This window comes from Streptomyces sp. MA5143a, from assembly GCF_900290235.1.
Classification (GTDB): Bacteria; Actinomycetota; Actinomycetes; order Streptomycetales; family Streptomycetaceae; genus Streptomyces.
In genome coordinates this window covers 13,798-27,699 of record NZ_OLMK01000112.1, presented here as the reverse complement: position 1 = coordinate 27,699, position 13,902 = coordinate 13,798, and the positions used below count along the sequence as shown (strand labels likewise).

The window sequence follows — 13,902 nt, the reverse complement described above, 5'->3', positions numbered from 1 at the left end:
GGGCCCCGCCCGTGGCGCCCGACTCCCGTGCCTCTAACGGATCTCCCGCGCGCAGGCCCGCACCCGGTCCAGCAGATCGCCCATGCCCAGCAGGTCCTCCTCACGGTCCCGGGGCGGCACCCCGTCCAGCACGGCCGCCGCGAAACTCCGCACCACGGCCCCGTACTGGTCGTCGGCCGCCAGCGTGATCTCCCGCACGAGGTCCTGCTGCTCCAGCCGCAGCACGGGCCGCAGCGTCGGCGGCGGGGTGAAGGCACGATCGAGGACGATCCTGCCCCCGCCGCCCCACAGCGCGTACGAGCAGCGGTAGGAGTGCTCGAAGCCGAAGGACAGCTCGGCGGTGACCCCGTCCGCAGTGGTCAGCAGCACATGGCCCGCCACGTCCACGCCGAGTTCCGGGTCCACCCGCAACACCGCGCCCACGGGGTCGAGTTCGCCGCCCAGCAGCAGTCGTGCGGCACGCAGCGGATACACACCGACGTCCAGCAGCGCGCCCCCGCCGAGGTCGGCCCGGTGCCGGACGTTCCCGGCGGGCAGCGGCGGGATGCCGAACGCGGCGCTGAAGGAACGCAGTTCGCCGATCTCGCCGGCCGCGACCAGCCGCCGTACCTCCTCGTGCTGACCGTGGTGGAGGAACATGAAGTTCTCCATCAACCACACCCCGTTGGCGCGGGCGGTCTCCAGCATCAGGGCCGCCTCGGCGCGGCTGGTCGCCAGGGGTTTCTCCACCAGCACGTGCAGACCCGAGCGCAGCGCCCGCACCGCCCACGCGGCGTGCAGTCCGGTGGGCAGCGGGACGTAGACGGCGTCGAGGTCGCCGCGGTCGAGGAGGCGGTCGTAGCCCTCGACCGGTTCACCGCCGAAACGCTCGGTGAACCGGCGTGCCTTCGCAGCGTCCCGGCTGGCGATCGCGACCAGCCGGGTTCTCGGTTCGGCGGTGATGGCGGGCAGCACCCTGCGCCAGGCGATGTCCGCGCAGCCGAGGACACCGACCCGCACCGTGCGCTCCGGGCCGGTTCCGGACGGCCCGCTCACCGCAGTGCCTCCGCGCAGGCCACGAGGGTGCGCGCCTCGATGTCGACGTAGTGGCTGTGGCGCAGCAGCTCCTTGAGCTGACCCAGGGTGACCCAGCAGTACCCGGCGGGCACCCGGGCCGGGAAGCCCTCGTCCAGCTCAGCGATCACATAGCGGTTCTCCGCGGCGAGGAACCGCCCGCCCTCCTCCGACAGGATCCGGTCGTAGCGGATCCGCTCCGGGGCGAGCGCGTCGAGGACATCGAGGTAGGGGGGCCGCTCCTCCGGCGGGCGGCCGCGGTGCTCGTCCGGTACGCAGTGCACCGTCGGCCCGATCTCCAGCCGGTCGAGACAGCCCTCCTGGGCGTGCGCCTGCACCAGGAAGTGCGGGACCCCGCCGATCGCCCGGTACAGCAGGGCCGCCAGTCCCCGGGAGCAGGGCGCCAGCATCGGCTGTGTCCAGTGCGGCACTTCGCGGTGCGGTGCGCTGACGTCGACGGCGACGATGCGGAACCGCCCGCCGTCCTCGGCCGCGATCTCCGTCGGCGTACGGCGCCAGCCGGGGATCGAGGTGAGCGACACGGGATCGGCGGTCAGCTCGCACCGGGTCTTGGCGTCGGTGAACCAGCTGGACAGCTCCGTCATGGAGTGCAGGGCACCCTGCCGGGGCCCCAGGGCTGCCGTCGAGGCCGCCCAGGCGGGGCCCGTCCCGTCCGCCGCGCCGGCCTCGGTGTCGGCGCGGGGCAGACACGACAGCACCGTACGGGCGTCCATGTTGACGAGGTTGTCCCGGTGGAGCAGGGCCCTGATCTCCTCCAGGGTGAGCCACCGGAAGTCGTCGTGGACGGGCACCTCCTCGTCCACCTCGACGATCATGTTGCGGTTCCGTTTGTGCAGGAACCAGGCGCCCTGCTCCGACTGCAGGACGTCGACCAGCACCCGGCCCCGGCGGTCGGTGAAGTACTCCAGGTAGCGGACGGACCCGCCCCGGTGGACCCGGGTGTAGTTGCTGCGGGTCGCCTGCACGGTCGGGGACAGCTGGACGCCGTCGACGTTGCCGGGTTCGGCCTTCGCCTGGAGCAGGAAGTGCCGGACGCCGTCGAACATCCTGGCGAGGATGCCGAGGACGCCGATCTCCGGCTGGTGGATGATCGGTTGCCACCGTTCGGGGACGCCGCCGTCGCCGCCGGGCCGCACCCGCAGGCCGCGCACGCTGAAGAACCGGCCGGTGCGGTGCCGCAGGTCACCCGTCTCCCCGTCGAATTCCCAGCCGTCCAGGTCCGCGAACGGGATCGGTTCGACGCGCTGGTCGTTGACCCGGGCGCGCTCGGCGAACCAGGTGGCGAAGTCCGCCGTGGCGGGCGCCGCGCTCACCATGTGACGGGCAGGCAGGCGGGGCCGCGCAGGACGCCCCCGGTGAACTCGATCGCGTCCCGGGGGATCGCGAGCGCCAGCTTGGGGAAGCGCCGCAGCAGGGACCCCGCCGCCACCTGGAGCTCCATGCGGGCGAGTTCCGCGCCGATGCAGCGGTGGGCGCCGTGGCCGAAGATGAGATGGGGATTGGCGGGGCGGTGGAAGTCCATCCGCGTCGGCTCGTCGAACACGGCCGGATCGAGGTTCGCGGCCTGGGTGTCGATCACCACGGCCTCGCCCTTGCGGATGGTGCCGGCACTCAGCTCGACGTCGTCGACCGCGATCCGTACGAACCCGCCGGTGACCGAGAGCGGCGCGATCCGCAGGACCTCCTCGACCGCCGCCGGCACCAGTTCGGGTGAGGCCCGCAGCTCCGCCAGGTGCTCGGGGCTGCCCAGGACCAGGGCCGCGAAGTTGGCGATCTCATGGGCGGTGTTCTCGAACCCGCCGACCAGCAGCGTCAGCGCGAGGTTGACGAGTTCCTCCTCGCTCAGCCGGTCGTCGTGGTCACGGGCCTGGACCAGCCTGCCCAGCAGATCGTCGGACGGGGCCCGTCGGCGCTCCGCGACCAGCTCACCTATCAGCCCCATCATCTGCCCGACCGTGGACTCCACCTCGCCCTGATCGGTGCCGGTGAACAAGGTGTGCGCCAGAGCGCGGAAGGTGTCGCTCTGCGCGTCGGGCACGCCCAGCATGTCGCAGATGACGGTGAGGGGCAGCGGCCGGGCCAGTGCGGTCACCAGGTCGGCGGGCGGCCCCTGCTCCTCCATCGCGTCCAGCAGCTCGTCCACGGCTTTCTCGACCCGCGGCCGCATGGTCTCGACACCGCGCACCGTGAACGCCTGGGCGACCAGTTTGCGCAGCCGCGTGTGCTCCGGCGGGTCGAGGCTGAGGATCGAGGTGTCGTGCAGCAGGGGAGCCGTCGGCCGGGGGATGTCCGCGCCCACCGTCGCGGCCCTGCTGAACCGTGGGTCCGACAGCACCGTCCTGACGTCCGCGTACCGGGTGATCAGCCGCGCCTCCGTGCCGTACGCCATGCGGATCCGCGCGAGCGGCTCCTTGTCCTGCAGTTCGCGGTAGCACGGCGGATACGCGAAGCCCGTGGGTTTGCTCATCGGAAACGAATGAATGTTCTCGACTACGTCCATTGGCTGGCTCCCGGTCATGGAGATGGAGGGCGCTGTGAATGTGGGGTGACAGGCGGTACGAGCCGCAGGCAGGCGGTCGGCGCCGTGGGAAACGACGACCTCCGGGGCGGTGAGGACGTGGCGTCCTCGCCGCCCCGGAGGTCTGACCCGCTCGCGGGCGTGCGGGTCTCAGGCGCGGTGGTCCGCCGTCAGCTTCTCCAGCACGGGCACCACGTCCGCCGGCGCGGGCAGGGCCAGGACCCGCTCGTCCCGCAGCCGGCGCGCGGACTCGCCGAAGGACGGGTCCTCGAGCAGCCGCTCCAGCGCGGCACGTATCTCGCGCCGCTCCGACACGTGGAGCCCCGCACCGACGCTCCGCAGGTGCCGTCCCAGGTGCACGGCGTACCAGGTGTCGGCGGCCAGCAGCTGCGGAACACCCGCCGCTAGGGCCGTGTTCCAGGTGCCGCCGCCCGCGTGGTGGATCACCGCCGAGCAGCTCGGCAGGAGCGCCAGCAGGGGTACGAAGTCGACGAGCCGCGTGTTGGCGGGGACCGGCTCCTCCTCGCCCGGGGCCTGCCACAGGGTGGCGATGAGCTCGATGTCCAGGTCCTCGAACATGCGCAGGTCGGCGAGGGAGAGCGCGTCGTGTCCCGCCTGGTTGCGCAAGGTGACCCCACCGGTCAGGCACACCCGGGGCCGGGTGGGCGGCTCGTGCAGCCAGGCGGGCACCGTGGCGGCCCCGTTGTACGGCACGTACCGCATCGGGACCCGCCGCACGTCGAGCGGGAACCGTGCCTCGGCCGGGACCGTGTCGAGGGTCCACTGCCCGACAGCCATGTCCTCGGCGTACCCGCCCCCGCCGAAGCGCTCCAGCAGCGGCCCGAGCCACGCCTCCAACGGGTCGGCGCGTTGTTCCTCGGGCGCCTCGTGACGCAGTCGGAGGAATGTCTGCCGCATCTGCTGGAAGTAGTCCGGGCTGAACACGAGCCGTGCGTGCGCCGCGCCGACGGCCCGCGCGGCGACCGGGCCGGCGAAGGTGTAGGGCTCCCAGACGACCAGGTCCGGCCGGAAGTGCCGGGCGAACTCGACCAGCCCGGCGACGAACTCGTCGTTGTTCACCCCCCGCATGTAGAAGTCGACGAACGCCCGGTACAGCGTTCCCTGGCCCTCCCAGGTCTCGGGCGGCTCGACGGCACCGTCCTGGCCGAAGCCACCCGCGAAGTCGGCCTGGCCGGCCTCCTGGAGCCGCTTCAGGAAGGTGTGGTCCTCACCCACCGGTACGGCGGTCAGCCCGGCCCGGGTGATCTCCTCGGTCAGCGCGGGCTGCGACGCCACGTAGACGTCGTGCCCCGCCGACCGCAGGGCCCAGGCGAGCGGGATCAAGCTGTGGAAGTGGGTCTTCTCTGAGTGGGTCGCGAAGAGCACCCGCATCGGGCGGAAACCTTCCGTTCGGTGGGCGGAGAGGCCGCGTCCCGGGCTGCGGGACCGGCACCCGGCAGCAAGGCTGCTCCGCCGCGGCCCGCCCGCCAACCCCTATCGCCCCCCACCTCGCCGCACCCCGCCCGACCTGTCACCCCTATGTGCGGGGCGCCCGGGGGACAGGGGGGTGCTCCCCGCCGCCGCTCGGGGTCACTTGCCCAGGGTGGGGTAGAGCGGGTGCTTGGCGGTGAGGGTCTTGACCCGTGCCTTGAGGGCCTCGGTGTCGTGGGTCGGCTTGAGGGTCTCGGCGATGATGTCGGCGACCTCGGTGAAGTCGGCGGCGGTGAAGCCGCGGGTGGCGAGGGCGGGGGTGCCGATGCGCAGGCCGGAGGTGACCATCGGGGGGCGGGGGTCGTCGGGGACGGCGTTGCGGTTGACGGTGATGCCGACCTCGTGGAGGCGGTCCTCGGCCTGTTGTCCGTCGAGGTCGGAGTCGCGCAGGTCGACCAGGATGAGGTGCACGTCGGTGCCGCCGGACAGGACGTTGACGCCGGCTTGGCGGGCGTCGGGTGCGGTGAGGCGCTCGGCGAGGATCTTCGCGCCTTCGACGGTGCGGCGCTGGCGGTCCTTGAACTCCTCGCCGGCGGCGACCTTGAAGGAGACGGCCTTGGCGGCGATGACGTGTTCCAGGGGTCCGCCCTGGAAGCCGGGGAAGACGGAGGAGTTCAGCTTCTTGGCGAAGGTCTGCTTGGCGAGGATGATGCCGCCGCGGGGGCCGCCGAGGGTCTTGTGGGTGGTGGAGGTGACCACGTCGGCGTGTTCGACGGGGTTGGGGTGCAGGCCGGCGGCGACGAGGCCGGCGAAGTGGGCCATGTCGACCCACAGGTATGCCTCGACCTCGTCGGCGATGCGGCGGAAGGCGGCGAAGTCCAGCTGGCGGGGGTAGGCCGACCAGCCGGCGATGATCACCTTGGGGCGGTGTTCCTTGGCGAGGCGCTCCACCTCGTCCATGTCGACGAGTCCGGTGGTGGTGTCGACGTGGTAGGGGACGACGGTGAACTGCTTGCCGGAGAAGTTCAGGCGCATGCCGTGGGTGAGGTGGCCGCCGTGGGCGAGGTCCAGGCCGAGGATGGTGTCGCCGGGCTGGGCGAGGGCGAAGAGGGCGGCCTGGTTGGCGGAGGCGCCGGAGTGGGGCTGGACGTTGGCGTACTCGGCGCCGAAGAGGGCCTTGACGCGGTCGATGGCGATCTGTTCGGTGACGTCGACGTGTTCGCAGCCGCCGTAGTAGCGGCGGCCGGGGTAGCCCTCGGCGTACTTGTTGGTGAGGACGGAGCCCTGGGCCTCGATGACGGCGAGCGGAGCGAAGTTCTCCGAGGCGATCATCTCCAGGGTGGACTGCTGGCGGTGCAGCTCGGCGTCGACCGCGGCCGCGACCTCCGGGTCCAGCTCGTGCAGAGACGTGTGCAGAACGGTCATCGACGTCCTCCCCGATGAAGCTGATGCGTATGAAGCAACCGATTGAGCGATACGCAACATGGTCAGGGCGGGGCGGGGCCCGGTCAAGGGTGCGTCACGAACACGCGCGCACGCCGAAGGCCGCCCCGACGCCGTCACGCCCGTCCGTGTGCCTCCTGCGAGCGGCGTGAGAAGGAGTCGATGACCACGGCGGCGAACAGCACCCCGCCCGTGATCATGAACTGGACGGCGACCGGTGTGTCCGTGATGGCCATGCCGGAGGCGATCGACTGGATGACCAGCATGCCGAGCACCGCCGACCAGGTCGTGCCCCGGCCCCCGAACAGGCTGGTACCGCCGATGACCGCCGCCGCGATCGCGTTGAGCAGCAGCACGCCCGAACCGGAACTCTGGCTCACCGACGTGATGCGGGAGGCGAGGAACAGGCCCCCGATCCCGGCCATCGTGCCCGACACCGCCAGCACCGCCGTCTGGACACCGGCCACATTGAGGCTGGCGCGCCGCGCGGCCTCGACGCCGCCGCCGAGCGCGTACACCTGTCGTCCGTAATGGGTGCGGCGGAGCACGATGTCGAGGCCGGCCACCACCACCAGGAACACCAGCAGGGCGAGCGGCAGCCCCTGGAAGCGGTTGAGGACATAGGCGATGGCGAACGCCGGCACCGCCACGACACCCGTGCGCACGGCGATGCCCGTGAACGAGCGGTGCGGCATGCCGACCGCCATACGGCGCCGTCGGTCCTGGTGGGCGGCGGCGAACACCATGACGGCGCTGATCGCCGCCACACCGTAGGCGACGGCGTCATGGCTGAGGTAGTAGCTGGTCAGCTGGGCGACGATGCCGTCCTCGCTGAGGTTGACGGTGCCGCTGGTGCCCAGGATGTAGAGCATCAGACCGTTCCAGGTGAGCAGGCCCGCCAGCGTGACGACGAACGCGGGCACCCGGGTTCTGGCGAAGGAGAAACCCTGGACGCTGCCGGCGGCGGTGCCGGCGAGCACCGCGATGACCAGTGCCAGCCATTCGGGCACACCGTTGTTCACGTTCAGCACGGCGAAGACGGCCGCGGCGAGTCCGCTGATCGCGCCGACCGACAGATCCAGCTCGCCGATCAGCAGCACGAAGACGATGCCCACGGCGATCAGCCCCGTGCCCACGATGTCCACGCTCAGGTTGGACAGGTTCCGGGGGGAGAGGAAGTTCTGGTTGAGGACCTGGAAGGTGATCCAGACGGCGGCCAGGACGAGGAGGACGGGCAGCGAGTTCAGCTCGCCCGAGCTCAGCTTGCGCCGCAGGACGGCGAGGCCGCGCTCCGCCGCCCCGGCGACGGCGCGGCCGCGTCTCGGCTCACGGGCCTCGGTGTCGGATCCGGTGGGCTCCGGCCGCGCTTCCTCCCGCATCTCGCGCATCCCCCTCACCACCCCGCCTCGGGAGCGGCCACCCGGCGGGGCACGTTCTCCGTGGCCCCGGTGATGCAGGCGATGATCTGTTCCTGCGACGCGGTGTTCACATCGAAGAAGCCGTTGTTGCGGCCGAGGCGCAGCACGGCCGCCCGGTCCGCGAGCGCCTTGACGTCGCCCATGTTGTGGCTGATCAGCAGGACCCCGAGACCCCGGTCGCGGAGCTGGTCGACGAGGTCGAGGACCTCGTTGGTCTGCTCCAGGCCCAGGGCCGCGGTCGGCTCGTCCAGGATGAGCACACGGGGCTCGCCCAGCAGGGAGCGGGCGATGGCGACCGTCTGCCGCTGACCGCTGGACAGTGCGACGACGGGGGCGCGCAGATCGGGGATGCCCCGGGTCAGCCGGTCCAGCAGATGCCGGGTGCGGCGCTCCATCTCCACCTCGTCGAGCAGCCCGAACCTGCGGATCTCCCGCCCGAGGAACAGATTGCCGACGACGTCGAGGTTCCCGCACAGCGCGAGGTCCTGGTAGACGGTCGCGATCCCGAGATCGCGGGCGTCGTGCGGGCGCCTGATGTGGACCCTGCCGCCCTCCCACTCGATGACCCCCCGGTCCGCGGGGGCCACACCGGAGATCACCTTGACCAGGGTGGACTTGCCGGCCCCGTTGTCGCCCAGCAGGGCCACGACCTGTCCGGCGTGGATGTCCAGCTCGACGTCCTTGAGGACGTCGACGACGCCGAAGCGCTTGCACACACCGCGCAGCGCCAGCAACGGGGGACTCGGCACGGGCAACCATCTCCTCACCGGGGCGCGGGGCCCGGTCATGACCGGCTGTCAGGTCAGGCCGACCTGTTCGCAGGCGGCCTGTACGGCGGGGGTGCAGATCTGCCCGACCGTGTAGGCGCCGTCCTTCACCAAGGTGTCCTCGATCGTGTCGGCGGTCACGGGTATGGGGGTGAGCATGACGGCGGGCACGGTCCTGCCGTCGCTGGTGACGGTGTCCTTGGCCACCTCGTCGAGGCCGTCCCCGCGGGCCGCCGCCACCGCCATGGCGGCACCGGCGGAGGCCTCCGGGCCGAAGGGCTTGTAGACCGTCATGTACTGGTCTCCGGTGACGATCCGCTGGACGGCCCGCAGTTCGGCGTCCTGCCCGGTGACCGGCGGCAGCGGCTCGACCTTGTTCGCCTTGAGGGCGGTGATGCTCCCGGCGGCGAGACCGTCGTTGGCGGCGTAGACCCCGTCGATGGACTCGGCGCCGAGGCTGGCGAGGGCGCTGGACATGTTCATGTGCGCGGTCTCCGTCCGCCACTGGGCGGTGTCGTACTCCTTGCCGATCTTCACCTTGCCCTGGAGCACGGACAGCGCGCCCTTCTTGAACGCGACCGCGTTGGGGTCGCTGAGATCGCCGTTCATCATGACGATCTGGTTGTCGCCCGCGCTCTGGCCCATGGCCGTCAGGAGGGCCTGGCCCTGGAGCCGGCCCACCTCCTCGCCGTCGAAGGAGACGTAGCCCGAGATGGGGCCCTCGGCGAGCCGGTCGTAGGCGATGACGGGGATGCCCGCGTCCGCCGCCTTCCCGACCGAGCCCGCGAGCGCCTGGGAGTCCACGGCCACGAGCACGATGGCGTCCACCCCTCGGGTGATCATGGAGTCCATCTGCTCCTGCTGGGCGGCCACCTCACCCTTGGCGTTGCCGTGCTCGACCTCGCAGTCGGCGCAACGCTCCTTGATCTCCCGCTCCAGCAGCAGCCTGTCCTGCTTCTCCCACCGCGCCGTGGTGGAGTCCGGCAGCAGCAGGCCGATCGTCGTGGCGTCGCTCCCGCCCGACGCGTCGTCGGAGGCGTCGTCGGCACCGCAGGCGCTGAGGACGACGGCCGTCGAGACCGCGGTCACCGCGGTGGCCGCGTCCCGGATGCGGGCCTTCATGTGACAGACCTCCTCGCCCTGCGCCGCGTCGCCCCTCACCGCGCGCGGGGAAGACCGTGTGCGCCGCGGGGTCGGGGATACGTGTCCGGTCGCGGAACGGCGCCACCGGCTTCGGGACGTACCGCGTGGAAGCGGCGGGGCGACCACGTCGTCAGTTTGTCACCGGCCGCGATGTTCTGCGAATGCTGACCCGCCGACCCCTCCGCCCGTTCTGTCTGGTTGGTTCGTATATGCGATTCTGGTAGGTGAGTGCCTGATCTTGTCAGGGCTCGCGGCATGGACGGGAGGAAGGTTGCGGACATGCCCCATGACGGCCCTGTCCAGGCCGGAGTCTCGGAGCGGCGGGTGTCCGGGTACGGTGCCGCCGACACCCGCTACTCCTCCCTGCTGCCGGAAGCCGCCGCGAGCGAACGGGCGCTGACGTTCGCCGGGGCGGCGCTCGCCGCCGTCTACACGGCCGGCCCCACGGACACGGAGCTCCGGCTGGTGGAGACGACGGGACGCGCCACCGCCGCGTACGCGCCGCCCGACCGGCTGCCCCTGTCGGGCGGCTCGGCCGTCGCGCACGCCGTTCGCACCGGCCGACCGCTCTGGCTCGACGCCCCGGGCCTCGCCGGCTACCCGGAGGGCCGGCCGGTGCCGTCGGACACGCCCGCCTCCCTGGGCGCGCTGCCCCTGAGGACCGAGGGCGGTCGCCGGGGCTGCCTCGTCGTCGTGGGGCCGTCCGCCGCCGGCTTCGACCCCGAGCAGCGCGGATTCCTCGGTCGGTTCGCCGACGCCGTGGCCAACGTCCTACGGGCCGGGGACGGCGACGCCGCACCGACGTCGCCGCTGGCCACCGCCCTGCGCGGGATGCATGTCGGCTCGTTCACCCTGGTGCCGGACAGCGGTCTCATCGAGGCGGACGAGACCCTGCTCGACCTGGTCGGGATCACCCCGGACGAGTTCGACGGCAAGGTGGACACCCTGCTGGCCCACGCCGTCCCGGAGGACATGCACGCCCTGATGTCCGTGGTGGAGCCCACGACCCAGGCCGTCGAGCGCCGGGAACTGGAGTTCCGGGTCCGCTGCCCCACGGGCGGGATGCGCTGGTTGAGCCTCGGCTGCCGGGTCCTCGCCGGAGCCGACGGCCGGCCCGAACGGGTGCAGGGCATCGTGACGGCGACCTCCGAACTCAGCCGCAGCGCCGACGACGTCTCCAGGATCCAGTGGCTGACGGCGGCACTCGACGACGCCACGACCGTCCGCGACGTCGGCCGGGTCGTGGTCAGCGCGCTGCGCGAGCCCCTGGGCGCCGACCGGGTGGCGCTCGCCGAACTCCAGGGCGACCGACTCGTCGTGACCGTGCTGGACCCGCCCCAGACCACCTACTGGCCCGAGAGATGGCGGGCCGAATGGCGTACCGAGTGGCCCGAGGCGCCGATCAGCGTCCTCCCCACCCTCAAGACGGCCCTGCGGGACGGCCGTATGGACCTGTGGCCGGCCGGCACCGAGTTCGAACCGGGCCTCCTCGGCATCGGCGACGGCGGACTGGCCGTCCTGCCGCTGCCCGCCAAGGGCCGCGCCGTCGGCGTGTGCCTGATCGGCTGGGACCGTCCGCACGAGTTCGTCCCCGACGAGCGGGCCCTGCTCACCGCCACCGCCGCACTCGTCGGCGACGCGCTCAAGCGCGCGCAGGCGCACGACGCCGAGCAGGAACTCGCGACGATGCTCCAGCGCAGCCTGCTGCCCCGGCGCCTGCCCGACCTGCCCGGCGGCACCGCCGTCGCCCGCTACGTCCCCGCCCGACAGGGCCTCCAGGTCGGCGGTGACTGGTACGACGTCATCGCCCTCTCCGAGGACCGGGTGGCGCTCGTCATCGGCGACGTCCAGGGACACAGCGCGGGCGCCGCGACGATCATGGGCCAGATGCGTACCGCGGTCCGCGCCTACGCGGTCGAGGGCCACCCGCCCGACGTGGTCATCTCCCACGCCAACCGGCTCCTAGTCGGCATGGAGACCGACCTGTTCGCCACCTGCTGCTACGCCGAACTGGACATGGAGGAGGACAACATCCTCTTCGTCCGCGCCGGACACCTCTCGCCGCTGATGCGCCACCCGGACGGCCGCACCGAGGAGGTCCTGGTCGAGGGCGGGCCCCCGCTCGGCATCCTCGCGGACGCCGAGTTCCCCATGACAGCCGTCCCCATCGTCCCCGGCGCGATGCTCGCGCTGGTCACCGACGGCCTCGTCGAGGCCGCCGACCTGCCCCTGGACGAGGGCATGCGCCGGATGCGCGCCTCGCTCACCGTCGCCGACCCGGCGGACCCCGGACGGGTGGCCGACGCCCTCCTCGGCGACTTCGGCCCCCGCGAGGACGACGTGGCGCTGCTGCTGCTGCGCTACGACGGGATGCGCACCCGGCCGGTCAAGGCGGGCTGGGCGGTGTGGCGGCTGCCCGACGCGGTCATGCACGCCCGCCGCTTCACCGCGCGCACCCTGCGCCGGTGGCACGCGCAGGAGGTGGCCGACGCGGTGCTGCTGGTCGTCTCCGAACTCGTCACCAACGCCCTGGTCCACACCCAGGGCCCCGTACGCATCGACCTCACCCTGCGCGGCGACCGGGTACGGGTCTGCGTCAGTGACTCCTCGCCCCGCGCCCCGGCCAAACCGGTGATCGTGGACTGGGAGTCGACCGGCGGGCGGGGCCTGATGCTCGTCGAGGCGATGTCCGACACCTTCGGCACGGTGCCGGTGGCGGGCGGCAAACAGGTGTGGAGCGAGATCGTCGTACCGCGAAGCGACACGGCCTCCGCGCACCCGGGGACCCGAACGGAACCGAGGGACCTGTCATGAGAACACGTACGGGACAGGTCGGGGCGGCCGTCGTCACCGCGCTCATGGCGATGTCCATGGCCGCCTGCGGAGACGACGGCGCCTCGGACACGGACGGCGGCTTCACCGTCGGTCTGCTCCTGCCGAGCGGAGCCATCCCCCGCTGGGAGCACTCCGACAAGCCGCTGATCGAGAAACGGATCAAGGAACTGTGCCCCCGCTGCACCCTGCGCTACGCCAACGCCCAGAACGACGCGACCCGCCAGCGCGACCAGGTCACCTCCATGATCACCAAGGGGGCGAAGGTCCTGATCCTCGACGCCGCCGACACCCGGGCGATCCGTTCCTCGATCCAGGAGGCCGACCGCGCCGGCGTCCCGGTCGTCGCCTACGACCGGCTCGCCGAGGGCCCGATAGCGGGTTATGTCTCCTTCAACGGCGCACAGGTCGGCAGGCTCCAGGGCGCGGCCCTGCTGAAGGCGATGGGCCGCGACGCGCGGGGCGGGACCGTCGTCATGATGAACGGCGACCCGGCCAGCCCCAACGCCGCCTGGTACCGGGACGGAGCCCTGTCCGTCCTCAAGGGCAGGGTGAAGATCGGCAGGGAGTACGAGACCCAGGGGTGGAGCACGGACAACGCCCACGCCAACATGGCCGCCGCGATCGCCGCCCTCGGCCCCCGGCGCATCGACGGAGTCCTCGCGGCCAACGACGCGATCGCCGCCGGCGCCGTCTCCGCCCTCAAGAAGGCGGGCGTCAGCGAGCTCCCGCCGGTCACCGGCCAGGACGCCGACCTCGACGCCGTACGGCGCATCGTCGCGGGCGAGCAGACCATGACGGTGTACAAGCCCTTCCAGGCGGAGGCGTCCGCGGCGGCCCGCATGGCCGTCGCCCTGGGCCGCGGCGAGGACCTCGACGACATCGCCACCACCACGACCGACAGCCCCACCACCGAGGACATCCCCACGGTGCTCCTCGCACCGACCCCCGTGACGATCGGCACCATCAAACCTGTCCTCGTCGACCACGGCGTCTACACCGTCGACCAGATCTGCACCCCGGCACTCCGCGCCGCCTGCGACCGGGAGGGACTCACCTCCTAGCCAGGTCTCGCCAAGGCCTCCCCGCCTGCGGGGGCCGGGTCAAACTCGCCTTCTGTGCAGAGGGTGTGAGGACCCTTCAGTAACTTTCCTTCCCCTCTTTTCCCACCGGCCCCACGGGTACCACGATGTCCCCACGGGAGCGGCGATGACCTGCGCGGCGAAACGGCCACGGCCCCCGGTCACGGCGACCCCCGACCCCACGTGCGAGCGGC

The 13,902-nt window shown here is 72.1% G+C and carries 10 protein-coding genes; 2 read left to right on the top strand and 8 right to left on the bottom strand.

Going from position 1 to position 13,902, the window contains the following annotated elements; translation table 11 throughout:
- Positions 1-33: 33 nt before the first annotated feature.
- From SMA5143A_RS37450 to SMA5143A_RS37415, 8 genes are all read right to left on the bottom strand, one after another.
- A complete protein-coding gene (locus tag SMA5143A_RS37450; protein ID WP_219923636.1) occupies positions 34-1,035 on the bottom strand; it encodes a Gfo/Idh/MocA family protein in 1,002 nt (333 codons plus the stop codon).
- Entirely contained in the window at positions 1,032-2,390 is a 1,359-nt protein-coding gene (locus SMA5143A_RS37445; protein ID WP_107467266.1) for an NDP-hexose 2,3-dehydratase family protein, read from the bottom strand. The genes SMA5143A_RS37450 and SMA5143A_RS37445 overlap by 4 nt, the downstream gene beginning before the upstream one ends.
- Positions 2,384-3,541, bottom strand: a complete 1,158-nt coding sequence (locus SMA5143A_RS37440; protein ID WP_181362209.1) for a cytochrome P450 — start codon at positions 3,539-3,541, stop codon at positions 2,384-2,386. The genes SMA5143A_RS37445 and SMA5143A_RS37440 overlap by 7 nt, the downstream gene beginning before the upstream one ends.
- A gap of 201 nt (positions 3,542-3,742) precedes the next feature.
- Complete coding sequence (locus tag SMA5143A_RS37435) at positions 3,743-4,984, bottom strand: activator-dependent family glycosyltransferase (protein ID WP_107467264.1); 1,242 nt, start codon at positions 4,982-4,984, stop codon at positions 3,743-3,745.
- Between the two features lie 198 nt (positions 4,985-5,182).
- Entirely contained in the window at positions 5,183-6,448 is a 1,266-nt protein-coding gene (gene glyA / locus SMA5143A_RS37430) for a serine hydroxymethyltransferase (RefSeq protein WP_107467263.1), read from the bottom strand.
- A gap of 134 nt (positions 6,449-6,582) precedes the next feature.
- Complete coding sequence (locus tag SMA5143A_RS37425) at positions 6,583-7,845, bottom strand: sugar ABC transporter permease (protein WP_107467270.1); 1,263 nt, start codon at positions 7,843-7,845, stop codon at positions 6,583-6,585.
- 14 nt (positions 7,846-7,859) lie between these two features.
- On the bottom strand, positions 7,860-8,633 hold the full coding sequence (locus SMA5143A_RS37420; RefSeq protein ID WP_181362208.1) for an ATP-binding cassette domain-containing protein: 774 nt from the start codon (positions 8,631-8,633) through the stop codon (positions 7,860-7,862).
- A gap of 48 nt (positions 8,634-8,681) precedes the next feature.
- The gene (locus SMA5143A_RS37415) at positions 8,682-9,773 is read right to left on the bottom strand and encodes a sugar ABC transporter substrate-binding protein (protein WP_107467261.1); all 1,092 of its coding nucleotides are present in this window, start codon (positions 9,771-9,773) and stop codon (positions 8,682-8,684) included.
- A gap of 300 nt (positions 9,774-10,073) precedes the next feature.
- Here SMA5143A_RS37415 and SMA5143A_RS37410 point away from each other — a divergent pair, with 300 nt between their 5' ends.
- Positions 10,074-12,608 (top strand): SpoIIE family protein phosphatase, encoded by a 2,535-nt coding sequence (locus SMA5143A_RS37410; protein ID WP_107467260.1) that lies wholly within the window; start codon positions 10,074-10,076, stop codon positions 12,606-12,608.
- Positions 12,605-13,690, top strand: a complete 1,086-nt coding sequence (locus SMA5143A_RS37405) for a substrate-binding domain-containing protein (protein WP_107467259.1) — start codon at positions 12,605-12,607, stop codon at positions 13,688-13,690. The genes SMA5143A_RS37410 and SMA5143A_RS37405 overlap by 4 nt, the downstream gene beginning before the upstream one ends.
- Positions 13,691-13,902 lie beyond the last annotated feature (212 nt).